21 protein-coding genes and 1 pseudogene are annotated in these 25397 nt (G+C 41.7%); 1 reads left to right on the top strand and 21 read right to left on the bottom strand.

Annotated features, from left to right (window positions below; genetic code table 11):
- Positions 1-26: 26 nt before the first annotated feature.
- From Q0779_RS17520 to Q0779_RS17470, 11 genes are all read right to left on the bottom strand, one after another.
- The gene (locus tag Q0779_RS17520; RefSeq protein WP_298774538.1) at positions 27-425 is read right to left on the bottom strand and encodes a GPW/gp25 family protein; all 399 of its coding nucleotides are present in this window, start codon (positions 423-425) and stop codon (positions 27-29) included.
- A complete protein-coding gene (locus tag Q0779_RS17515; protein WP_298774536.1) occupies positions 425-2062 on the bottom strand; it encodes a phage baseplate assembly protein V in 1638 nt (545 codons plus the stop codon). Before Q0779_RS17515 ends, Q0779_RS17520 begins: the two co-directional genes overlap by 1 nt.
- Position 2063: 1 nt before the next feature.
- On the bottom strand, positions 2064-2927 hold the full coding sequence (locus Q0779_RS17510) for a hypothetical protein (RefSeq protein ID WP_298774535.1): 864 nt from the start codon (positions 2925-2927) through the stop codon (positions 2064-2066).
- Positions 2928-2930: 3 nt separating this feature from the next.
- A complete protein-coding gene (locus tag Q0779_RS17505) occupies positions 2931-3185 on the bottom strand; it encodes a hypothetical protein (RefSeq protein WP_298774533.1) in 255 nt (84 codons plus the stop codon).
- 33 nt (positions 3186-3218) lie between these two features.
- Positions 3219-3680, bottom strand: a complete 462-nt coding sequence (locus Q0779_RS17500) for a phage tail protein (protein WP_298774531.1) — start codon at positions 3678-3680, stop codon at positions 3219-3221.
- A gap of 97 nt (positions 3681-3777) precedes the next feature.
- The gene (locus tag Q0779_RS17495; RefSeq protein ID WP_298774530.1) at positions 3778-4257 is read right to left on the bottom strand and encodes a phage tail protein; all 480 of its coding nucleotides are present in this window, start codon (positions 4255-4257) and stop codon (positions 3778-3780) included.
- 142 nt (positions 4258-4399) lie between these two features.
- Positions 4400-6349 (bottom strand): phage tail sheath C-terminal domain-containing protein, encoded by a 1950-nt coding sequence (locus Q0779_RS17490; protein WP_298774528.1) that lies wholly within the window; start codon positions 6347-6349, stop codon positions 4400-4402.
- Positions 6350-6470: 121 nt separating this feature from the next.
- On the bottom strand, positions 6471-6890 hold the full coding sequence (locus Q0779_RS17485; RefSeq protein WP_298774526.1) for a hypothetical protein: 420 nt from the start codon (positions 6888-6890) through the stop codon (positions 6471-6473).
- A gap of 91 nt (positions 6891-6981) precedes the next feature.
- Positions 6982-8019 carry a hypothetical protein gene (locus tag Q0779_RS17480; protein WP_298774525.1) on the bottom strand — a complete coding sequence of 346 codons (1038 nt, stop codon included), beginning with the start codon at positions 8017-8019 and terminating at the stop codon, positions 6982-6984.
- 681 nt (positions 8020-8700) lie between these two features.
- Positions 8701-9477, bottom strand: a complete 777-nt coding sequence (locus Q0779_RS17475) for a transposase (protein ID WP_298774570.1) — start codon at positions 9475-9477, stop codon at positions 8701-8703.
- Positions 9478-9520: 43 nt separating this feature from the next.
- Positions 9521-10273, bottom strand: coding sequence for a hypothetical protein (locus tag Q0779_RS17470; protein ID WP_298774523.1), 753 nt, complete (start codon positions 10271-10273; stop codon positions 9521-9523).
- A 379-nt stretch (positions 10274-10652) separates the two neighbouring features.
- Between Q0779_RS17470 and Q0779_RS17465 the strand changes: the two are divergent.
- A pseudogene (locus tag Q0779_RS17465) lies at positions 10653-11591 on the top strand (IS110 family transposase); the annotation flags it as partial.
- Positions 11592-12277: 686 nt separating this feature from the next.
- On the opposite strand, the gene Q0779_RS17460 reads toward Q0779_RS17465, so the two are convergent.
- The 10 genes from Q0779_RS17460 to Q0779_RS17415 form a co-directional block, all read right to left on the bottom strand.
- Positions 12278-13375, bottom strand: a complete 1098-nt coding sequence (locus Q0779_RS17460; RefSeq protein WP_298774519.1) for a hypothetical protein — start codon at positions 13373-13375, stop codon at positions 12278-12280.
- 174 nt (positions 13376-13549) lie between these two features.
- On the bottom strand, positions 13550-14662 hold the full coding sequence (locus tag Q0779_RS17455; protein WP_298774518.1) for a hypothetical protein: 1113 nt from the start codon (positions 14660-14662) through the stop codon (positions 13550-13552).
- Between the two features lie 302 nt (positions 14663-14964).
- Positions 14965-16050, bottom strand: a complete 1086-nt coding sequence (locus Q0779_RS17450; protein WP_298774515.1) for a hypothetical protein — start codon at positions 16048-16050, stop codon at positions 14965-14967.
- A 324-nt stretch (positions 16051-16374) separates the two neighbouring features.
- Complete coding sequence (locus tag Q0779_RS17445) at positions 16375-17217, bottom strand: hypothetical protein (RefSeq protein ID WP_298774514.1); 843 nt, start codon at positions 17215-17217, stop codon at positions 16375-16377.
- 325 nt (positions 17218-17542) lie between these two features.
- Positions 17543-20359 carry an OTU domain-containing protein gene (locus tag Q0779_RS17440; RefSeq protein WP_298774511.1) on the bottom strand — a complete coding sequence of 939 codons (2817 nt, stop codon included), beginning with the start codon at positions 20357-20359 and terminating at the stop codon, positions 17543-17545.
- Between the two features lie 244 nt (positions 20360-20603).
- Positions 20604-21623, bottom strand: coding sequence for a hypothetical protein (locus Q0779_RS17435; RefSeq protein WP_298774509.1), 1020 nt, complete (start codon positions 21621-21623; stop codon positions 20604-20606).
- A 77-nt stretch (positions 21624-21700) separates the two neighbouring features.
- Positions 21701-22165 carry a DUF4157 domain-containing protein gene (locus tag Q0779_RS17430; RefSeq protein ID WP_298774507.1) on the bottom strand — a complete coding sequence of 155 codons (465 nt, stop codon included), beginning with the start codon at positions 22163-22165 and terminating at the stop codon, positions 21701-21703.
- An 18-nt stretch (positions 22166-22183) separates the two neighbouring features.
- Positions 22184-22726: a hypothetical protein gene (locus tag Q0779_RS17425; RefSeq protein ID WP_298774506.1), complete on the bottom strand. Its 543-nt coding sequence runs from the start codon at positions 22724-22726 to the stop codon at positions 22184-22186.
- A gap of 109 nt (positions 22727-22835) precedes the next feature.
- Entirely contained in the window at positions 22836-23852 is a 1017-nt protein-coding gene (locus Q0779_RS17420; protein ID WP_298774504.1) for a hypothetical protein, read from the bottom strand.
- 7 nt (positions 23853-23859) lie between these two features.
- A partial coding sequence (locus Q0779_RS17415; RefSeq protein WP_298774502.1) for a hypothetical protein occupies positions 23860-25397 on the bottom strand: 1538 nt, incomplete at its 5' end.

Genomic DNA, 25397 nt, shown 5'->3' with positions numbered 1-25397 from the left:
AATTTTATGAATAAGCCTGAGCCAAACTAACCTTCACCGAGGTAAAATGGAAAAACCATATTCGCCGGACTATTGGTTTGATTGATCAGATAAGCCAGTTCAATATTTAACAAGCCGTCATAGATGTCGCGACTATCAAAATTTATTTCCTGCAGGGTAATTCTCCCTTCATGCTGGGCAATGGCTTTAGCAATTTCTTCTTTTATATCGGCCAAGGCTTCAGCATCCGGAGTGTGAAATAAAAACTCATATAAACCGCTGCCAAAGTCAGGCTCAAACATGCGTTCACCAATTCGGGTGTTTAATAACTGTGTTATCGCCTGTTCAATGAGTTGCTGGTTCGTCACCATTTCAGGACCCGTTGCCGGGGAACGAAATTGCGGTGGAAATAGCCAGCCGGTACCGATAAGTTCATTATCATTCATTACTGAATCTCCACTAGATTAGCTTTAATATTGACCTTATCACTGGTTTTAATATTCATTTCACCACCAGCATTTAACATCATTTTTCCTTTACTCTTAATCGCAATATCATTACCCAAAGTAAAGCTTGACTCATCACATTTAAGTTCTGGACCTGTTTCATCTTTAACCACAATAGCCGCTTTTTCACCGCCGGCAATCGACAAGGTTGGCTCTTTAAGATCAAACCCCAACGACATTTTCTTGTCGCCAAAATAAATGCCTGGTTTTACATTCTCATCATTAAATAGAAATGGGGCCTCATTTATAGGGTTATGGGTAGCCCCCAAAATAACGGGAAAGCGACAATCGCCACCGACAAAGCCAACAATCACTTCATCATCTGGATTAGGCGGAAAAAATATACCTGATTTTTTGCTAGCAAAAGGGGAAACTAGCCTAGCCCATACCGGTGCTTTCTCGTCAATGCTTGGCAGTAACACAGAGATATGCTGCTCATAGGTAGCGTCTTTTTGTTTATCTTTAGCGGCCACTTTACCAATTAAATTAGGCACAGGGGGCGGCGTCAGCCAATCAGAAAACAAGCTATGATTCAAATGCAGTCCCACGGTTATATAAATACGCCAGCCCTGCGGACTAATAACATGTTCAATAGCCGTCACTAAATATTGTCCTGAATAGTGCTTACCAAATTCTGATAAATCCAGTTTATCCAATAACTTAATATCTTTACTTACAGTGTCTTTTCCTGCATAAAAGCCAAGCCGACCACGAAAACGGTCCAGTTTTCGATAAACGACTTGGGCACTGGCTTGGGCTTCGAGTTCGGTATCTGGGAGTGGTACCCCATGCTGATATAAGAGTAAGTTAAGCGCCAGATTTTCGGCCGATGATTTAAGTTCACCTATGGTGATGGCTGACGATTTTTTTTCTTTCTCGCCCATCTTTTGGGTTTTAGTATTCCAGGATGACGCTTTAACCGAATCAAATTGAGAACGAATATCTTGGTGTAATTTAAAACTTTCCAACCCGCTGCCTTTTACCGAAATGGCATGAGGTTTTCCTTCTGTATACTTAGTGGTATCAACAATTTTATTGCTCTCTTGTGCCGGAACAAATAACCAGCCATTCGCCAGCACTCGGGCCATCATCGCACGCCAGGGGGTTTGCTGATAAACAAAGTAATGAGGATGTTCAATATCTGTCTCTACCTTAGCGATATCGACTTTCGTCATTTCCACATCTCTCCCCTCAAACAAGGCTTGGATAATGGCCGAATCTTTTGTCGGCTTTTTATCGGCAAACAACTGAGTTAACGGACCTTCGGTTAACTTGATAACATCCCCATAAGCAATAATGTCTAAAAAAGTATGACCATCAATACCAAGTGTTTGTTCACTTATAATTCCACTAAAAATTAGTGACTTATCATCAAACCCGGCTGTAATTTCAATAGTTTCTCCCAATGTAAACAGCCCCTCGTCCGTTAAATCAAATGTGCCTTTGTTGGTATCACCATCTTGTAATCGCAATGTTAACTTAGGTATTTGATTAACGCCTGAATGGCAATTCAACGAGATAGTTTTAACCTTCTCAGTTACATCACCACTTTGAAGGTAAATAGCGTAATAATTCATGTTAAAAGCCCTTCTCAATGCCTTCATCAATTTTTTCTTTAACCACAGAGGGCGCTTCATCGCTGATATCGGTGGCAGTATCACTTACTGTTTCGGCTGCTGTTTCCGCAGCTGACTTACCTTTTTCGGCGATTTCTTTTACTTTATCAGAAGCGGGTAATTTAATGGCATCACCCGGGATTTTTTTACGAAGGCTGTTCAAACCATTAGCCGCCGCTAATCCCGCGGTTAATGCCGCACTGCCGTAAGTTGCAGCAGCCATCCCCACCAAAGAACCTCCTCCCACCACAGTCGCAACCTTGAGTGCTTTAGCCAACACACCTGGCTTTTTCTTCTCCGGCACGGTTGAATGCTTAAATACGCATTCAACTCTGGCTTTAACCCGGTTCCCCAAGGCATCCACTAATTCATTCTTTATCTTCATTTGGGTCAGTAACCCCAAAAAAACACCACTGGGGGAGTCCAATAACGGCATATTCATCGACTTTATCGCGACAAAATGCGGCTCATTGGTTTCAGGGTTTTGGGTATGACACAAAGCTTTGAAGTTTTTTATTTTGCTATCAACACTATAGGGAATAATATTATTAGGCATCAGGTAAGCCACAGGGTTTGAAAACGTGGTATCGTCAAGGACAAAAGTGACCTTTAGCTCTGAAGGTTTAGTTTTACTAAACACACTGGCGCCACTGTCACCACCGATAGAGTTATCGGCGATAATACAATTTTCGAAACTAACATCCAGAGATTCGTGATCATATGGCAGAGTGACACTGCCCTTTTTTTTTGTTTGTGCTTTATCTTTATATGCGGTGATTTTGATTACCGGAACAAAAGCCCGCGTAGGATCACTGAAAATAGACATGCTTTAGGGCCTCTTTTTAAGCTCAAAGTCTTCAAAGCTTGTTGCTAGATAATGGCTTAACGCCTGATCAAAAGGTTGCTGACAACAGGCAAAAGCATCAAATTTACGGGATAAGTCACTGAACTGTTTTTTTAATGCGGTAAACTCGGCATTCTCCTTGTCATCTTTTACTTTTTTATTCTTATCTTGATTGACCCCGACGGTAAGTGTTGCATTATTTATCAGGGCCTTTTGATTGTTTTCTGGGGTGCCGGCCATAACGGTATTTCCTTTTATTTTTAGCAAAAATCATTAGGTTTTAGTGAACTTAAGCGGTATATACTTAATACCTGAATATTTAAAACTCATCGACTCAATCAGCAAATCATTACTGCCGGCATTAAGGCCGTCCCAGTCCCAGGACTCCAGATAAGCATTACTCACGACCCAGGTATTCACCGGGAAATTATCATCGTCCAATACGCTGATCATAATGTCTTTGCGTAACATCCGGGTGCCCCAAAACAAGGACTCGGCAACATTACTTAATAACAAAGGACTGGGCGCGGTGAATACCCCACGTTTTAGTACCAAGCTTTGTGTTGGCAATTGATTTTCCAGACTGGTCATACTGGCATTGCGGGTTACCCCCCGGCTCATTTTCAGACCACTGACTTCTTTAAACTCAATATCAACTGGATTCGGAATGCCCGTGGTTATAATCACCACCGCAAACCGGTACCCGACAAGGGGTAAACCACGATCTATCAACATAGGATTCTCTGATAATGAAACATGATTGATAAGCGCCCCATTACCGAGGCGCTGTATTTATACGAAAACTAAACAAGCACTAAGGTGCTCACACAAACTATCCCGTGAATGCAATAGTGATGTTGTCAGCCATTAACTCTAATGATTCAACACTGGCTTCATTGGAACCACCATTAAAGCTAGGAGCAGTGAGCTTTTTAGGAAAAGCATTAGTCACGGTCCAGGTGATCAGTGGAGCAGACTTGGGATCATCGTCAGCAATTAAGGATACGGTAATGTCTTTCTTTTCAACTTTATTTAAACTGATGGATGTCAGCCACTCATAAAAGCCGCTGCCTTTTCGTACCAAGCCACGTTTCATGGTAATATTGATATCGGTTGATTGTCCCGGCATATGCTTTTTACCCAGACCATCTTTATAGGTAATGGTTTCAACACCAATATCCAGACCTGATACTTCTGAAAAGCGCGTGGTAAACTCTTCTTTTTCATCCTTTCCTTTATAGGGAAAGCTGACTAAAAACCGGTATACGGGGATAGGGTAATCCGTTTCAATTTCGGCGACTGTAGTTGCCATAAAATAAACTCCAATTATTTTGATAGATACGCCAAATCGTTAATTAAATTCAGTTAAGTTAACAGAGCTCAGCGCAGGAAAGGTGCCACAGAGATTTTTTCTGGGACGGCTATAATTAAGATTTATGTCAAACTAACCGCGGTTAGCCTTCGATACTTTTATGGGAGAAGGTCAGCACAATAAATTCCGCCGGGCGCACTGCCGCCAAGCCGATTTCAATATTCATAATACCGTTATTAATATCGCCTTCTGTCATGGTTTGCCCTAGGCCAACATTAACAAAAAAGGCCTGATCCGGGCTGGCGCCAAAAAATGCCCCCTGTTTGTACAGTGTTTCCAGATAGCCTTCGATGGTGGTTTTAATTTTTAACCAAGTAAAAGGCGTATTGGGTTCAAACACGGCAAAATAGCTGGCTTTTTTGACCGACTCTTCCACCATATTAAACAGGCGGCGTACGGGCACATAACGCCATTCATTACTGTTGCCATCTAAGGTGCGCGCTCCCCAAACCAGGGTGCCTTTGCCCACAAAACTGCGAATAGCATTAATCGACTTGCCAGCATTAATATCAACGTTTAAGTCTTCCTGTTCGCCGTTGTCGATATTGATGGTCGGTTCTACGACCTGTGCCAGCGCAACATTGGCAGGGGCTTTCCATACACCAAACTGGGCATCGGTTTTCGCCATGACACCGGCGATGGCGGCACTGGGTGGCAGTTGCAGGTAATGTTTACTGAGCAGAGATTTTACTTGGTTATAAGCGGCTGTAGATGACAGAGCATGGCCTGCCGTATTGAGTGTTGATAACGGTATGGTTAGGTTCACCGTTGCGGCAATACGTTCACCATTTCCGACGGAATCAGCCAGCTCCCCCTTAGCATCGAGTGTATTGACAATAATTTGACCCGATGCATTAAGGTAATTATTAACATCATTTTTATCACGATAAAGACCATAAACGTTGTCATGATCAATTTCGTTCCCGGGCTCCCCTTCTTTATCTGTATAAAGCGCCTCTAGCCCATATACCTCTTTACCAGCAAAGTTGACTATTTTCTCTACCGGGGTTGTTCCACCTTCCACGTTTACATTCAGTTTAATAAAATACGCACTATAAAATTTCTCATCATCACTGCTATAGCCAAACTGATCAACGACCTCAGTTGTGATGGCCTCATAATATGCAGCATCATAGATATCTTTAAGTTGTTCTTCTGTAGCACCGTCAGCGGCATTAGCAACCGCAGCTTCACCAGCTTGCGCTGCCCCAGAATCATAATAAGCAATAAAGCCGGTAATAGTGGCATGCAACTTATAATAGTTATGTTCCATGTTGACCATGACGGTATCTTCATCATAACTGCGCGCCACAGAGGTTTTCAGCTGCGGATAATACGCCGCACCATATTTAAGCCCTTGGGTGACTTTATCTCGCATTAACGCCGCATCGGCGCGGATATCATCATTGCCCTCATTACCCACTTGCTGCAAGTCAATCAGGGCAAATCGGTCTTGCATACTTTCACAATGCTGCAACGACGCATTTTGGACATCATAATGGGCCTGCGCATCGAGACAAATACTTTCAGGGCAAGAAATCAGTGTGACTTCATCGACTTTCTTTAATGCTGTTATCGCCAACATAAAATCGGCTTTACTTTTACCCGTAATCTGAGTGCCACTGCTATCGGTTGTTTCATAGCCGCCAATACTGATCACATAACAAGTGCCACCACCGTTAGCAAAAAAGTGGCCTACAGCCTGATACAAAAAGAAGTTTGCCAGGGCCGGATTGACGATTTTCTTATCCGTGCCTGTACCTGTGGTATGCTCCGTTGGGATCACAAATTCACTGGTCGCTGTTTTATAAGCCACCGAAATCGCCTCACTATACGGGCCACCAAAAATCGCCATAAACTCCATCATATTGGTGATACGATAGGGCTTTTGAACAATTTCCCCACCCTTATTGTCTTCAACAAGCTGGGTGTAACCGATAAAGGCCGGTATGGCGGTCGGCACTTCGGCCACGGAGGGCGAAAGCAGAGACCTTTCTTTTACATAGACGTCTGGCGTTTTATATTGAGCCATGGATTTTCCTTATTAAGGTTGGGATGAAAAAAGATTAAGAACACAGTTAACGTAAAATAGGGCCTACATAGCGGGTGGTGATTAAGGGCATCCATTAACAGAACGCCTTTTCTATCCTGTTTTACAAAGAAAAAAGGAGTGCTTGCCCAGCGTCGGTAAAGGTCACGTTTATCGGCGGCGGCGGCATGGTATCCGGTGGGGTATTGGGCGATTTTGCAGGTCCTGGTGTCAGTACTTTTAACTGTAAAGTCACTGTGGTTTCCATTGTCACCACAGCGCTTTTCGAAAAGGTTTTTTGCGCCAGTTTTGCCACCACCACAGTGCCATCACCCAGTTTTCCTTGGTTATAACCTATTTTCTCATACGCGCTCAGATAATTTTTTGCCCATGCCTCTAAATCGGCTTGAATGAGCACATTATCCATACAGCCAAACAGGGTTTGTTTCGTCGCGGGTAAAGTATCTTCTTGTTTTTCAAGCAAGCTATATCCTGGGGGCATAGGAATACTCACCTTAGCCCCACCGACACACACTAATGGCATAAAATGGGTCCTTTAAAAGAAAGTAATAAGAGAAAATAATATGAGAACAAAGCATCGCCGTGCACAGGATTATCTCTGCTGTGATCCAGTCTCAATGCAATAGCCCACGAATACGGTAAATGGGCTTAGGTACTCGGTATTGCCTCGCTCGCCGTTTGCCCTCATCCAGACCAAACTGGTATTCAAAACGAAATGACCAGGTCACTATGTTTGATCGGGTACCAAATTCAAGCCGCTGCCAGCCCAAGGAAAATTGACTCGCTTGAGTGAATCGATAATTAATTTCAGCTGAGACAAAATACACATCGCCGATATATTCGGTAAACACAAAGTAATCGCTGGGAAAGTCCACATATTGCAGGCTTAACACACTCTGCAAATCAAAGCGCCACTGCATGGCCTGACTCAGCGCCAGGTTTTGATAATGCCGAGAAACCGTGTCTTCATTGCCCTGAGAGCGCCAATAACTCAAGTTATAATCTAAACGCATCAGCAAGGGCACATCAAAAGGATCAAAAAAGAAACTGCGAGAGGCCATTAGATCGGTGCCAACGGCTTTGGTGTCATCATTATATCGCTGGATCATTGTCTGCTCAGGCAGCTGATATTCGATATTATACTTATCGCTGCGATCAGCATAATAACCATCCACCCCAATAGTATAGCCACCACCAAAATCATGCTCCAATAGCACATCCAGCCGCCATTCTGATGAGTCTACTCCCACCTTAGGGTTCGCTTGGTTATAGGTATATTGATTGCGATTCATCATTATCTCAGCAAACACAGAGGTGTTATCAAACAGATTGCCCCCCACTGTAAACGCCATATCAAAGGGCGCTGAGTCTATGGTAAAGCGTTCACTGTCTTTGGCCGTACTTTGGGGCATAGTGATGGTTTCAATGTCTCGGCGCAAACTGAGCACATAATCGAGCCGCTGATACCAAGGCTTGCGTGTTAATCGTGGTAAATCATCTAGCGTCACCTGCCCTAGTGTTTCCTGTCCTGGTGTTTCCTGCCCTGTTATATCCTCTCCTGCAGTTTCCTGCCCTGCAAGCGCCACTTGACTGAGACTCAACAAGCAAACAATGAATAACACTGCCCAGCCAAAGACCCTTATCCTCGCCACTATCCTCGCTACTATCCTCGCTATCAGGCAGGCTCTCTTGCTGAGCATCTCGCTAAACTTCTCGCTAAACATCGAAAACGTATCATTTTGACACTTCTTCCTTTTAACCTTGTCCTTTAACATATGCTCATCCCTCGCAAAAAATGCCCTTGGCATCATCAAATACAAACAGCACAAACATCTTGTTTTAATTAACTTATTCAATATTTTAAGTAAAAAGTTAAACCTTCGTATTTTATTCGCATGCACAGCAATAGGCACCGCAATAGGCACAGCATAAATCAACTGTCGACGGCAGTGCTTGATAAGCTTTTGGCAAGTTAAAATGAGGTCAATGCGTAATAATAATTGGCGTACAAAAGATGGCTTTACTTAAGCCACTAAAAGTAGATCGGCACGGGTATAAATAAAAATGACATAAATGCATTCAATTATTATTTAAAGCCAGCCATTATTAATCAGTAACATACGGAGATTTTCGCTAGAGTTCAGCACTCATGATTTATCAAATCATGATCTGCCTATTTTTAACGTAATGCCTGCTGCTGATCTGAGAAAATGAATAAAAGATTAACGGAATGAGTGAGTTTTGATGTGAAAAGTACCGACTCAGTTGGCCTTTTATAATATGAGGCTGAGGTTCCTAGTCTTAACGTTTAACATATTAAAATAAGCTGCGCGCTAGCCTATAGGCATATACTGACAGCATTTTGAGAAATGCCGTCGTCGTTTATCTAAATGCTCACAATAGCGACTGAGTTCTTGCAACGTACCGACAGGGCCATGAAACAATGCGCCAAACTCTGTGATAATTTTTAGCCAATTTTCAGCTGGAATGTTTAGCCTAGCCAATATCTTATCTGCATTGGCAGATATTGATCCCCGCTTGTCATTGCGGATAACTCTGCCAGTTTCATCAACTAACTCAAGATAGTCTTTCAATGCGAAGGCAACACCTTTGGGTTGATGTTGACGTTCATTGCCGATAAAAGGGAGAAGTCGTTTAGGCTGCTTACCCGTTAATGCGGCTTCAATACGTAATTTGAGGCTAGTGTAGTCTGATTGCTCTGGTGTACTCGCCATCTTTGCACGAATAGGATTCAATTCAACATAAGCCATACAAGCTAATACAGCCGCTTCATCGAGTAAAGCTTGGCTTTTAAACCTTCCTTCCCAAAAGTGACCCGTGCAGTTATCTTCCATATTCGCTTGCCTTGCTATCGGCTCATTAAGGCAACGCATAAACCAACTAATATCACTAAGCCGTGAACGGTAAATCGAAATTTGATGTTTTAATTGGGTCACTTGATGTGCTTCAATCACTTCACCTTTAGCAAATTGACGAGTAATTTGAGTACCGTTAAATAACTGATGCCACTCCTCAACCACTTCTCTATCTGACCAGCTGTTGGCTTTAGCAACATCAATATAAAGTACTACATGTAGATGATTACTCATCACTGCATAGGCCGCGACATCAATAGCAAAAAAAGAAAAGGGGTCAAGTCGCTTGATCAATGATTTGCCGACGAAGCCGATTTACACGTAGAGCAAACTTAATATCGTTAAGCATCCGTTGTCGCACTTTTGAGGTCACATAGCTGACTGAACCAGGATGACTTAAATTAAATACATGACTTAAACTGACCAATCGACTATCCAACATTTCTTGGCAAAGATACATCGCGACCTTACGACCTTCATTTTCCTCGCTCAATCCACGAATTGACAAATATAAACTGGTCGCATCTACTCCATAAAAATCAGCAACACTATTAACCACCTCATCTATCGTCAAATCTGGTCGGCGCTCCTGACTCACTGTCCGTATTGCTGCATCAGCTAGAAACTGCTCACAAATAAACGCTTTATAAGTGTCACTGCCCAATATCTGTCCTAGGTTATGCCTATAAAAGTCAACAACATCTTTACTATTCCCTTGTAAAACAAAACGTTTATATCCTTTATAGCATTCATGATCTCCAAGCATCTTATAAGTCATTTCTCGCGCTAACCATTTAGGTGGTTCAGCTTCATTAATAAACGCGCAGTAGCTGGACCAAGGATACTGATCTAAAGACGTCACCAAAGGCCATTTCATTTCGATAGGGTTGCGGTGAATATAGCGACTTAACTGCAATAGGTATTCATCGGCCTCGACTAAAATAGCCTTGTAGCGTCCACGAAACAGGGGACCATCGGTACGCTTAAGTTTGTTGTATCTTTGGGTATACACACCGTTAATATGGCGCATAATACGCCCGAGATTAGCTTTGGGCGTTTCTATGAGTAGATGATATTACTTCAGGCATCCTGCCTTTCGCCCTTCGGGTCAGCTAAAGCTGTTGTAAAACGCTCCCAGCGTTTTACTGATTCCCCATCAAACAGTACGCATGGATCACACAGTCAAAGCGACAATGCACTTCCTCCAGCGTGGTCAGAAAGGCTAAGTAATAGTCCCGATTATGAAAAATTACTTGCCGACCTTTACCCCGATTCATCACATGATAAAAGGCATGGTCATATTCAATCCTAAGCGCTCTAGGCATACGCAAGTCAATTGAGAAATGAATACGTTAACTGTAGAAGCACGCCACTGTATTAGCAAATTATTGATCCAGTGACTTGACCCCAAACATTCAAACACTCAATTACGTGAGTTTATCGTCAATCATTCCCCTTGCACCATCGTCATGGAGGCCTGTTATTCTTCTCATTATTGGGGGCGGTTTTGTCGACAAGCGGGTCATGAAGTAAAGCTCATACCAGCACAACACGTTACCCCTTTTGTGCGGGGAAATAAGAATGACAGCAATGATGCATTAGCTATTTTTGAAGCCAGTTCTCGCCCTCATATTCGCTTCGTGCCTATCAAGACAGAGGAACAGCAAGAAATATTAATGATGCACCGTATACGCGAACGTTTGATTAAGCAGCGTATTGCCTGCACCAATCAAATTCGTGGCTTGCTCGTTGATTTTGGCATTGTGTTCCCACAAGGTTTTACGGCATTTAAACAAGCCATGTGGGATATTATTTGTGATGAACAGCAAAGATCCACGATTAAGTTTTTAGTTAACCAGATTTATGATGAATACCTCATGATATCGACTCAGCTAAAATCCATTAACGCGCTTATAAAGCAATTAGTTGAAAAGTCGGCTATTGGGCAAATCCTCATGAGTCTCCCTGGTATTGGCTATATCATTGCGTCAGCCTTCGAAGCCGCTATCGACAAAGGCCAAGCTTTCAGCTCGCCAAAAGAGCTCGCCGTTTGGTTGGGGCTCACACCAAGACAATATGCATCGGGTAATAAAAGCACCCTAGGCAAGATAAGCAAACGTGGCGACCGCTATTTACGCAAACAGCTTATTCATGGTGCCAGAACAGTGGTCAGTCATGCTCATAAGAAAAATGATGTACTTAATCAATGGATCACCCAGCTAAAAGAGCGAGTAGGCTTTAATAAAGCCACCATTGCCACCGCACATAAATTGGCAAGGATTATGTGGGTATTATTGAAAAAACAAACACCTTACCAAACACAAGCCTGCTTAGTTGAGGTGGCTTAATGGAACCGAAACATGCAAAGAAATTCGCTATTGGGTTAAGCTCGGTCAAGACAAGGGTAACATCACAAGATGCAACAATAACCCGAGTGGGTGTATGAGCGCCCAATAGCACCTTATTCCTTACTGAATTGTCAGCATCGATGAAGAAATGGCTCAGTCCAACCAACATAAACCCGTCAGAGGCAAGGATATGACTTAACGTTAACAATCCGTTTGGGTGTTTATTTCTTTTATTGGGTGTGTTGGTTCGCTAATTCGTCAATATTAGGCATTAGGGGCGCAAGCCATCTTGTTAAGCCCGTATATATGTCAGTACAACCGCCTTGAGCGAGTTTGAGCAAAATAAATCGCCAACATCGAGACCAATGACCAAAACTGAGTAAGTAAGAATGAGGGTTTAGTTTTTATTACCAAGGCCTATTACGACCTTGGCTAGATTTTTACGTTCAAAACAAGCTAAAACAGGCTAAAACAGGCTAAAACAGGCTAAAACAGGCTAAAACAGGCTAAAACAGGCTTGACTATAGGGGAGCGTCCATATATGTCTATAAGAACTTTATTGGGCTATAAGACGTTTTCAATGGCTTTTAGGTTTTGTTATGGGCTTTGGTTGCTAAAATACGTAATCAAATAAATTTCTCCATAATTTATGATACGTTAGCTTGATTACGCTCGTTCACGTAACATTACTTTTCACCGACCCAACATTTCACCTCAATCAGACTATGTTCGTTGCTATCTTCAGTTTTTAGCACTTTGGTGCCAACTCTAGTTACTTTTTTATCAGCAGGAAGAAAGTGATTTAGAATTTTTCCGAATGGTGTTTCCTTAAAAGTATCCACCAATTCATCCACTTTAAATATTTCTGATCTAAATGTATTCTTAGGCTCTTTCTCTCGAGCTTTAGAGCTATCATATTTATAACCACCTAACTCTTTGGGCAGCCCAACTTTGTTTTGTATTTTTTCAAATATTGGTTCCTTTACCCCTTTATTAATTACAAACATGAAGGTGATTTTATAAAAATCACCAGGTCCGAAACCATGCTCCTTAACTGACATTTTTAAGGTTTCAGACATATAAACTTGGCTAAATTTATGTATTCCAGCTATTTCAAGTTTATGTTTTATGTCTTCACTGGCTTTTCCTTTTTTTAGCAGTTTATAGTCATACGTATTACCTGACTTAAAATCTTCGCGCTTTACTTTCTTACCACCACTGACCTCGCTGACTTCTTCACCTAACTCATTAAGAACAACTTGTTTGTTTTTGGATTCTTTCAATCCCATTAAACTCGGTTGCGTCTCTTGAACTTGCTGCTCGTGTTGTATTTGAGGGACCATTATTTCTTGTGCGGATGTGTCAGGTTTAGTACCTTCTTGTACTAGTGAATTCGTAGTGCCACTGGTAATTGACGATGATTGATTAGTATTTTGTTGGTTTTGCGGATTACTGGTATCTGGAGTTAACAATTTGATGGCTTTATCAAGGGGTAAATTCTCCCTGTTAAATATTTGCATTACTTTACGCTGTCTATCTCCACTATTCTTTATTCCAATATCCAGATTTTTCACTTTTCTTGCAAACTCATCCAACGTTAGTTCTTTACGAAAATGACCCTGTCCAGTATATACAACGCGCTGAAGAGTTTTACTGTTATTACGATATAGTCCTTCAGCGCGATTATCTAAAAACCCAAAACCTTGCTTCACCTTCTTCTGCGCAACAGAATTAGCAACCACCTTACTTTTATTCTCTTTTGGTTTATTTACTTGTTCAAACATATCTCAAACCTTTTTAATTAGACTTTAATCATTGTTATAGGCTGTCTTCAATTGCCTATAACAATTTGGCTATAAAGACGTTTTCAATAGTTTTTAGGACTTGTTATGGGTTTAGTGATGGGAGTGGAAAGTGAGTGACACGGCTGCTCTAAATGGGTGACCCGTTTCCCGAATCTACGCTTCGGTAATCACAACATCGACCCATTGACTATCAAATTCGGCAATCTTACCGTCGTCGCCATATTCCATTTCAATTGCTTCCTCGTTAGCTCTAAGTATTATTTGCATTGATTCAATATTACCTTTCAAAAGCTTTTCTCCCAACCGAACTGGCCCTACTAATAGAGAATCGATATGCTCTTGCGACACCACAAAGCTTATTGTGTTTATGTAATAGCCTTCTGAGTCTGTGCCATCCTCTACTAGCACTCTTCGTTCCTTTATGGCTTGTTCGTATTTTGTTCTTGTATCGATCATGTTCTCCGCTATTGATAAAGCAAGCTCTTTTGTTTTTTCATGCACTATGTGCTCTATCGTCGAAGTCTTTACTTTCTGCTTGTCCATATCTTTCGCTGTATTCGAGCCTTCAGTTTGAAAGGGAGGTTGTTGAAGTAGTAGTGAGTGCCACTTTATATCGTTCCGGATTGAAGAAATAATATCAGTGCCATAAGGATCTATCCTTGTCACAACGTCGTCATTTGGACCATCATATAATACTGGATTCAGATAGATATCATGCAGTGTTATATTGTCACTGTCTTTAGCTCTTGTTATTTTCACTTTAATATCGACGGCCCCGTCATTCTTATCGCTTAGTTCGTTTCTTTTTTCGCCAAATGAGTTCTCAATTATCATTTTCTCATTAGTGAATGATATTAAATCAAAAAGACCGTTCCTTATATTCTCGGTCACTTTTCCTCTTTCCCCCTTAAACCTTTTTGTAAATGTATCGCTTACACCGTCTTCATCATTATTCTTATAGTAATAGTCTCCTTCTTTATCATAATCATTTTCATTCAAGAATTTTTCAGTTCCACTGTCTTTAGGCATCGAACATTGGGTGACATTATTTCCTAGTGCTTTCACTACAGCTTTTTCTTGTTCGCGTATACTGTCCACATATGTTATGCCCTGATTATTAGTGCTTAGTAGCGATGTTATAGGTGACGAGGCTCGCGACTTGTCCTGAAAGTTATCGCGATGCCACCCGCGTTTCACCGTCTTCTGAACAACAGAATTACCAACTTCCCGACTTTCATTCTTTATCAGCTGTAATGGTGCATACATTATTCAATCCTTTTAAATTAGATTTAGTGATTGTTCATCGACTCTTTATGACAAGATGTGCTCCTGTTTTTCAGGCATTTCCGATATCCCTATCATTCTTTGTTAGAAAAAGTGGCTTTCTTTCATTGCCTTCGCGCCATGGAGGGTGCTTATGTGAGTCATGTCAGGAACATTTTTTTAAAACCAGGGTAATAACAATTGGGCTTAAAGCTGTTTTAATGGCTTTTAGGTTTTGTTATGGGTTCGTATTACCCTCTGCCCTTCAGCAATTGTTTCTTTTTAGTTCATTACCCTGCAAACATCTATGGAATTTTGTAAGTATTTTTATCAAGTTGAACATTGTGAATTTTCACGTCAACTAATTTGATGTCGCCCAAGAATTGAACACCATTCTCTATCCAAGTTACCTGATTCATTATGAGGCTATCCTGATTTGTTGATGCGACCTCATCCGTAGCCTGTAGTTTTGTATCTTTTGAAACAAGCTTATTGCCTCCTTCCACGTCCTTCCAGCCCTCTTCTTCATATTTCTGTACATTTATTAATGTAGTCTCGTTCTTGGCTTTTAGGTACTTTCCCCTAGCTCGGTCTACTTCATTCCACTTTTCCTTAGCACCTAATAAATTAAGACTTATTCCATCTGATAATTTAGTTAATGGGATTAACGTTGTGTTTGATCCATCCTCGCTTGTCCAGCCCCATTGAATACTACCAAGGTTTTTTCCTTTATCCCCCCCTTTAATAACGAGAGCGGATACTTCAAATTTCATGCTTCTTTTTTTACCCGTTGTAACTTGGGCATGATCATTCAGTTCAGCCGCTTCTCTCGCATGAACATCATCGCCCAGCATTGGCATTTGCACATGGCTCCCTAGTTTGTATTTGTTAAACTCATCACTTACGGAAGTTTTTTCTATATCATCATTATCTAAGTTATTGGGTGCACCATAGATCGGATTTTGTGCCACATGACCTCTATCAATTCTATACCCATTGTCCGCAGTAGTTTTTTTATGCTGCGGGTACGTATCTTCCCTTTCTTCACCAATTTTTTGCTCTACTACTTGTATCAGGCCAATTTTTTCGGCTTTTAACTTCATTTTGGCGCTTTTAGTCATAAACTTCAACGACATAATAGCACCCAGCTTATTTGCTTTGTCTGTTTTGGTATATGTATCTGCTGTGTATGTGCCTGACTCGGTTTCAACAACTTGTGCGAGTTGCATAATTTGATCATTATTTATTGTTTTATGAGTGAATTGACTTAGTTGAGACGAACGATTTCTCATGAACCTAAAATCTGGTTTCACATTATTTTTCTTCTGGGCAACCGAATTAGCAACCGCCCTACTTTTATTTTCTTTTGGCTTCTCTAATTGTGCATACATATCTCAAACCTTTTAAATTGGATTTTATTGATGTTAGCCAGCTCTTTATGACAAGATGTGCTCCTGTTTTTCAGGCATTTCCGATATCCCTATCATTCTTTGTTAGAAAAAGTGGCTTTCTTTCATTGCCTATCGTTACAGGGATGTGACCTATTAGAGTAATGCAGGAGCAATTACCGATAACAATTGGACTAAAAGACGTTTTAATGATTTTTAGGTTTTGTTATAGGCTAGGTCGGTTCATCCATATTTTAAAAATATTTATAATTATTGCTTATGTTACTACCTACCATTAGGAGGATAAAAATAACGAATTCAGCTCCTTTACGCGTATAGCTCAAACTGTGCATTTACATACTGGATTGTGTTTTGAAGTCTATCTTTTCCTATGTCATTTAGTTGATACTTACCTCCGACCAAGTCATAGATTTGGACTGCATTGATAGCCCAAGGCGCATCCATAGGATACCTTGGGGCTGCAAGGTCCATATACCTCGCAACCTGATCACCATGGGAATTGATGTCTTTTATAAGCCAATCCTTATAGTTATTTCTAGAATCCTCATTTTCAAGGTTTGTACCCGTCAATATTAACCTGTTCATATACCCGGGGTTAAGTTGATACCATATCAATGGTAAGTGCTCAGTTACGTTTTCCTTTCCAGGTGTCTGGTTGTCTCTGTCGTGCCCTGGCTTGGCATATTCAGGCATCACGTGTAACACAAACTCATGAGATAGGGTTTCTAAGATTCTCTCCATTGGTTCACGAGCGTTATATTTCCCAACCTGTATAGTACTTTCGTCGATACCTGTCGATTCCGTACTAGCCCATAGCCCTCCATTGGCTGGTGCTGTTTCGATGCGAACAGTATAGTTTTCATCTTTTAACGGCCCGATTCCTTTGTTCGTATCCATGAATTTGTCAATTACTCTGTTCAGTTTGTCTTGCTCAGTGGTGTGAGTGAATTCCGTGGTATCGATTTTCCTTTGAATCATATGTTTTTTAAGCATATTCCCATTGTATGTACTTAATACCTTTTTGGGCGCTAGATTTTGTCGATTATCAACAACCCCAAAACCTTCCATCCCACAGCTCTTCTTCTGTTTAACAGAATTAGCAACCGCTCTACTTTTATTCTCTTTCGGCTTCTCTACTTGCTCATACATATCTCAAACCTCCTCCGATGGTCTTCGACTTACGGGGTAAATTATAATTTCTTTAGCGATTGTTATAGGCTTTTTCTTCATGGCCGATAACAATTGGGCTAAAAAGCGTTTTTAATGATTTTTAGGTTTTGTTATGGGCTTGAATGGTAGGGGCGTTTAGAATTAAGAATTTGCGTGCTTGTCCTAGCTTTTTCTTTCCTCCTGCCCCCTTACCCTCGCCTGATGATTTGCGCAAATAGCCAGGTGGGATGCAGCGTTTTCTTTAACATGACTGTCTTGTTAGCGCTGCTTGTTAAAAAGAATTATTTACAGAGTCACTGAGTCTTTATAAAGTGTACTTCCGTTTAATCTGCATTTGATTCAAATCCTCCAAAATCCCCACAGGTTTTACAGGCATTTCAGATGACTTTTTCATTGGTAAAGTGGCATCGTAATGATTACCAGAATAAACAACTACAATCTCATTTTGGACTCTTAAGTTTACTCTTCGAGCCATGTTTTGATTGGGCTCAAGAGTCAAGGTCGCACCATTTAGGACAATCGTAATGGGCCTCCCCAAGGCGGTAGCTATTAAATTGGGAGCATAATCTCCGGTATTTCCTGCCCATCTTCCATTGTTTCTTATCTCATCGGCGACATTAGCAATCGATGTGCCACCTGGAAGCCAGTCTTGGATCAAGTGCCTATTATCTTCGATCAAGTAAGCTACGATGTTTCTTAATTCGCTAACTGAAAGACCCAATTCCGATTGATTTGAAACAGAATTAAATAGGCAGTCACCATCTCCAAGTGTATTTATTCTTCTTCTTCCTAACCGTTCCAATTCCCTATCTACTTGTTTTTTTTCATTTTCGCTATCTTTATCCTGTTCCTTTAGTAAAATTTCTTGGTATTCATCAAAGGACAATTTTTTTCCTTGATCTAGTAGGCTATAGTATCGGGCAAGCAATAATTGAACATCACCCTGTACTGGATATGAATCAGGATCACTGGTTTCGTTTATTTTTAAGTCTTCGCCCCCCTTGACAGGAACCACATTAGGTTGATGACTGATAGGGTCAACCATCCTATTTATTTCAATTATTCTATTCTCATAGGATGTGATTCGACTTTCTAGTTTTCCCACCTCTTTCTGAGTTTCCCCCTGTTTGCCTTTTAATTGTAATTCAACATCATCTAAATCAGCGTTCAAAATATTAATTGCATTATTATACTCACCTCTTAACTCTGCTTGTTTAGGTGTATCAGCTTTTTTAGATTTAGGTAACTGCTCCTTTTTGTCGATAGCGTCACTTCTTTTCTTTATCAACATTTCTTTTATTTCCAATAAGAGTCGTTCCTCTTTTGTTACATGCAGCTTTTCAGTAATAGCAGTCCACCGTTTTTTCTCGTATTTTTCTCTTTTTTCTTCTCCCCTGTACAAATCTTTGTTGTTATTTCGGGAGTTCAACGGGTCCGCTAGTCGCTTTCCTTCAACAGCTACTTTTCCTCCCTCCCACTCTGCATTTTCGGCGATAAGCTTATTACCATCATTTTCACCGACTTTGCCTTCAGCATCCTTTACGTTTTGGTATCTATTTAGTCTTTCAGTAAGTTCTTGTTTAAAAGCGAACAGTTGTCTGTCTGTATATTTTTTGTAATTTTTTATTTCTTTGATCGTGCTTAATTCCTTATCCCGATAAAATAAATTTCCAAATGGTTTCTCTTCTTTTAGATTTCTATTTTCGATGACTTTTTCGACCTCATTAAGTCGCAGTCTTAAATGGTCAAGTATTGTAGAGGCATCCTTCCCTTTTTTGATGCTTTGCTCATAATCATTGTTTTTCGGAGCGAAATCCCAATGTGTAGTGTTGCCCCCCCTAGAAGAGGGAGCGATGGTTTGAATCCTAATTCCCCGAGAATTTGCAAAGCCCTGATTGATCCTGTTGTCATTTCTACACGGTTCTAAAAAATCTTTTTGTAAAATTTGAAGATCTTCTGGTCTTAGGGTCTTTTTGTCATCCAATTTTTTTAAGGCGTTCATATATGACTCGCTGATAGCGTATTGATCTGAACAGTATTTATTGCTTGACGTTGTGATACCTCTAGGCGACTTGAAATGTTCTTTTCGTAACTCATCAGGAGCTGTGTTGGAGGTAATCAGAGAGTCAGGGACTATCCTCCCTTTGTACAGCGCCAATGCTGTGTTTATCAATTTTCTGCGTCCAGTTTTTGGATCATCTTGTGAGTAATGATCAACTTGTTTGTACATTATTTTTTGGGCTTCTTTCATCCCCATTATTTCTATAAGCTCTTTATAATCATCATTCAATTGACACTCTTTTTTGTTTTCTTTCGAAGCCTCCACTATTCCAGGGTCATAATATAATTTTGCCTTATATTTTTTCTGATTTGAATCAGGTATCCCTATTTCTGGCATGACATCCATATTTTCATAGTCTTTATATAAATCATGTACTTTTGCATTTTCAGGATCTTTACCTAAGTAATACATCCTTTTTGAAACATGGTCGTAGGACCAAGATGCGACTTGTATAGCTTCTAGAGCAGCCTTGGTGGGCTCGACCCCAGCGATGATTAAACTCTGTAAATCATTATCTTGCTCCTTCGTTTCTTCCAACATGTAACGAATAGCATCTTTCATGATAGAATGATCGATATATGGAATAAGTTTTTTTATTTTCGCTATTTTCTTGTCTAGACTATTTTTATCCTTTAGGCTGTTTTTTGCCAATTCAATTACTTTTTTAGAATATAATTGGCAGGTACTCAGTCTTCCTTGCCCAGCAGTTAAGCGAATATCAGAACCTTGGGCGTAAGCGTACGCTTGTAATTGTGCAGGCTTACTGGAGCTGTAGTCTACTTTCACATCATCCATTGAGTAGCCCGACAGATTTTCAATGCCAGATTTTAGATTATCAGGTAGTCCAGTATTATCTTCTTTTTTCTGAATTGGTAAAAAAGAAGTAATATTGGCTTGTGACTGCATTTTTCTTTGCACAACACTCTCAGGTCGATTATCCACAAAACCAAAACCTTGCTCTCCATTATTTTTCCTCTGAGCAACAGAATTCTTTATCCCCTTACTTCCCCGACTACCGACGACCAAGGTATTCTCTTTTTTCTGCAATGGTACATACATATCTCAATCCTTTTTAAATTTGGACTGTATTCATTGTTATTGGCTTTCTTCAGTTGCCTTCGGGCCACGGAGGGTGCTTCTGTGAGTAATGCCAGAACACTAGTTGTAAATCAATAGGAACAAGAGTGAAGCTAAAAAGTGTTTTAATGTTAGGATTTGATGATGGGAAATCACGATAAATTGATTTATATTTCAAATAGTTGCGCCGAAAAGCATAACTAACAAAGCGCAGCATCACCCTAATCTATCGATTATCAAATGTCACCGGCAAAGCAGTCACTTTCGGACTTTCATCTTTTCCCCCAAATGCCTGATTCCTGAGTGTGTGGTGTATAACTCTCATTTCTTCATATACTCCCCCTGAAAACGCCGCCTTTTTACTCGGAGTATCGTTTTCGTTATACCGCCTTTTGAAAGACATTAAAAGTTGACCTATAGCTAGATGATAATCTTGCACCTCTTGAGGTATCTGTGATACCCTTTCGATGCTAGAGCCCGCTTTGCTCACCTCCCTGATATGATTTTGTGCGCTTTTCACCAATGATTGCACTACTTCATTTTTCTCATCCTCTGTTTCTTCTCTATCCACCAATTTCATAAACGCCATGGTGTATCTTCCAAAATGTGCCAGTGCCAATCGAGTTTCCCGTTCATCGTATGCCGATTCAACTTCCGTATCGACGTCCAAACTTTCCACAAAACTTCTAAAACCTGTCACTTTATTTGTGCGCCCATTCTTTTGAAGTATATCTCTCAGTCTCTCTGCAAACGATTTCTCCCCCCATCTTGCCCAGGCCGTAGTGCATGCAGAAAGATTGATTACACCAGTATGCTCAACTCTCAATCCAGTGTGTACTAAATAGTCAAATAGCTCTTGGGCTGTTTTACCTGCCACCGTCGGTTCGTCCTTACCAAACATCGGGCTTCCATGCGCTATGATTGTTAGTTCTTCACCTTTACCCATAGTTAGCAGAGCCTGAATATCATCATCTGTCATTATCACGCCAGGGGAGCGACCTACAGCTCTCTCACGATTCGCTGCTATTTTACTTGCTTCAACACTTGTGGGGTCCGAACTATCTAGGTTAAGTACCCGCCTTTGAACGATAGACTGAGTCGATCTAGTACTATGAGTCTGCAATACATTGTGTTTGCTAAATAGGTTTCCATCAACATCGCTGAGGGCTTTCTTTCTTTTAAAAGTGGTAATTGAGCTAAAGGCCACCCTGTTTTTATCCTTTGTCAGCTGTAATGGTGCATACATGATTCAATCCTTTTTCTTTCTATTCGCTAAAGGCTTCCGCTGAGGGCTCCTGCTCAAGGCTTTTCGCTGAAGGCGCTCTAGACCAAGCTGCGGCCAATGCTTTCGGCTTTGGCGCCCATGACATCGGCTTCATGCTCTAATGCTTGACTGTCGTTAATGGCATGGCCTGCAAACTGAGTGGTCGGTGCCACGCGGCCTTGGGCCTGCTGGGTGAGATGCCAAGCCTCGTGAGCCACGTGTTTATTTTGGCCCGGTGCCATGTGGATTTCACTGCCTTGCGCATAGGCATGGGCATTGAGCTGTGCGGGTTTGGCTGAATTATAATTCACTTTAACATGATCCAGTGACACGCCAGATAAATGCTCCACCCCCGCTTTAACATGATCCGGCAGACCGGTGCGATTCACAGTGGGCGCTTGATAGCCACTTTGCCCAGGCACATAACGCCCAGCACGGGAATAACTGCGCATTTGAATGTAATCGACTTTTTCCTTGGATTGGCTTGTAACCATATCTTCTTGCTGCTCTTTTTGTAAATACATATCCTCTCCTTGTCGCTGTTATTGAACGGGTGTGGCGGGGTTAGTTTTACACTCCCAGGGCTGGCGAGCGCCGCCGGTGTAAGGCACTGCCAAGCCTTGTTCGATTAAATGCGCGCCATAGTTCATGGCATTGTTCATGCTATTGCTCATGCTATTACTCATAGGAGAATCGCCGTCTAGCAGCCACAGTTCGCCATTGATGCGGCTGGCGTATTTGGTGAGCGTCGGGTCGATATTTTTGACCCGTAACTGCTGGGCATGGTGTAATAAGTTGCGGGCATAATCGCTGGCCTGATGGCCTAAAATGATCTCACATTCGCGAATACGTTGACCACTTTTGACCCCACGGCGAGACTCGGGGGTATCGATGCCCGCAATGCGCAGGTTCACTGTCTGGTGTAAACCCGGATATAACAAGAGTCGGACTTTGATGGTATCGGCATCAATGACTTTAATGAGCTCCGCACTATAGACATTGGGCAAGGGCTTAGCCTCACAGCTTAAGGTTAATGCGCCGCAATAGAGACACAATATGATAAACATCACTTGCAGTGGTTTCATGGGACGTCCTTATCATCGACAAATTGAATGAATGAGAGAAGATATATATGAAGCAGGAATAATAACCAGCGCCAAATTGATTGCTTTAATAAGTGAGTTAGTGAGTGATTTAAGACAAAACTAATGGCTCTCCCCAGCAAATAAGAACTGCACCATTTTGGGCATCAACTGTAATTTCAACATTGTCTGCTCCACCACTCCCGGCTCCAAACACATCATTTGGATAGCTAAGGTGTTGACTTCCCGCTTCACCTGGAAAACCATTTCTGCCTGTTGTTGATGAAGCGCCACCACTGCCAGCCGATCCTATGCCGAAAGCTCCGACACCTCCTCCCATTCCTCCTCTAAATCCACTATTAGTGGTACCGCCACCGCCGCCGCCACCCAAAACGCCACCTGAAGCATTGCTAACAGCGCCATTCACATCGCCAGCACCATTACCGCCATTTCCTCCATAACCTGCCGCTCCGCCGCCACCACCGCCGTCAACAGCTATACCTGTAGTTGGATTGGATAAACCACCGCTTCCCCCGGTACCAACCACAAAGTCGTCAACGTTTGAGATAATTATATTTCCTTCCCCCCCTTCACCTGCAGCATTATTTGCTGCGCCATCACTTCCTCCCTTCTTCCCGCCAGTCGCCAATAAATATCCCTGCACCTGGCTGTCTCCGCCATCAATGCCAAAACCATAAGCGGTATTGTTAACAGCACCTTTTCCGCCAGCACCAACATCAATGTCTAATGCTTGTCCTGGGCCAACAGCAACATCATTTAAGGCTGCAAGCCCGCCACCGCCACCTCCTGAGCCGTGATCACCTCCCAAGCCACCACTGCCGCCAGCGCCAATTGCCACCATGTGAACCTTTTTCACTCCAAAAGGTATGGTAAAAGTATGTGCTCCCGGCTGAGTAAATAAAATCCCCAGGCCATTAAACACCAAGGTACCGCTATCATATGGAGTCTTATCTTCTCCAAGCACGGGGAAAGAATCCGGCATAGCAATAGTGGTTACCGTTTGACCTTGCTTCATTATCAAGCGGCTAAGTTTTTTTACACCATGACTCGTTTGGATCAGGCAAGTTGAGAGTTTTTTTAGTTGGTTGTCAATTTTGGTATATAACATTTCGACCTCAGTTTACATCGGTATATAAAGCAAGGATTTTTCCTTCAGGAATATCGGCAAGTGTGATGGTTTGATTGGTATCTTCGACAAATTCAAAATGATGTTCTAATTTAGCGGCACTGGCAAAAGACAGTGGCGAAATGGCAAGGTTAGCGGCTGTACCTTGCTCAGCCTCTTCAGCTAGAGCCAGCCTGACAATGCCGGTTTGAGTGCCACTGGCTTCAGGCAGGTTATTACGATTTACCTTGTTACTCGTGGTAATTAAATCAAGCTTTTCATTAGGTATCGCCGGCAAATTATTGGCTGCTATGTTTATGATCTGTGAACCATCGCCAATTAAGGTTTCCGCTTTTACTTGTGTACCGGTAATTGTATCCCCTAGGGTTAAATCTATTTGTGGTGGCAAGTGTTCGTTATTTAAATTGGTAATTTGCTCGCCATTGCCGATTAAGGTTTCAGCCTTTACTTGTGTGCCGGTAACCGTATTCCCTTGGCTTAAATCTATTTGCGACGGCAAGTGTTCGTTATTTAAGTTAGTGATTTGCTCGCCATTGCCGATTAAGGTTTCAGCCTTTACTTGTGTGCCGGTAACCGTATTCCCTTGGGTTAAATCTATTTGCAGCGGCAGGTGTTCGTTATTTAAGTTGGTGATTTGCTCACCATTGCCGATTAGACTCCCGCCCAGAAAGGTATCTGCTTTAATTTGAGTGGCCTTTACTTGTGTACCGGTAACCATATCCCCTTGGGTTAAATCTATTTGTGGCGGCAAGTGTTCGTTATTTAAATTGGTAATTTGCTCGCCATTGCCGATTAAGGTTTCAGCCTTTACTTGTGTGCCGGTAACCGTATTCCCTTGGCTTAAATCTATTTGCGACGGCAAGTGTTCGTTATTTAAGTTAGTGATTTGCTCGCCATTGCCGATTAAGGTTTCGGCCTTTATTTGTGTGCCGGTAACCGTATTCCCTTGGGTTAAATCTATTTGCGACGGCAAGTGTTCGTTATTTAAGTTGGTGATTTGCTCGCCATTGCCGATTAAGGTTTCGGCCTTTATTTGTGTTCCGGTAACCGTATCCCCTTGGCTTAAATCTATTTGTGGCGGCAAGTGTTCGTTATTTAAGTTGGTGATTTGCTCGCCATTGCCGATTAGGGTTTCAGCCTTTACTTGTGTACCGGTAACCGTATTCCCCTGGGTTAAGTCTATTTGCAGCGGCAGATGTTCGTTATTTAAGTTGGTGATTTGTTCACCATTGCCGATTAGACTCCCGCCCAGAAAGGTATCTGCTTTAATTTGAGTGGCCTTTATTTGTGTTCCGGTAACGGTATCCCCTTGGCTTAAATCTATTTGTGGCGGCAGGTGTTCGTTATTTAAGTTGGTGATTTTCTCGCCATTGCCGATTAAGGTTTCGGCCTTTACTTGTGTGCCGGTAACCGTATTCCCCTGGGTTAAATCTATTTGCGGCGGCAGGTATTCGTTATTTAAGTTGGTGATTTGCTCACCATTGCCGATTAGACTCCCGCCCAGAAAGGTATCTGCTTTAATTTGAG

The organism is uncultured Shewanella sp. (assembly GCF_947491715.1).
Classification (GTDB): Bacteria; Pseudomonadota; Gammaproteobacteria; order Enterobacterales; family Shewanellaceae; genus Shewanella.
The sequence above is the reverse complement of the archived record's forward strand: the minus strand, read 5'-3'. Positions and strand labels throughout refer to the sequence as shown.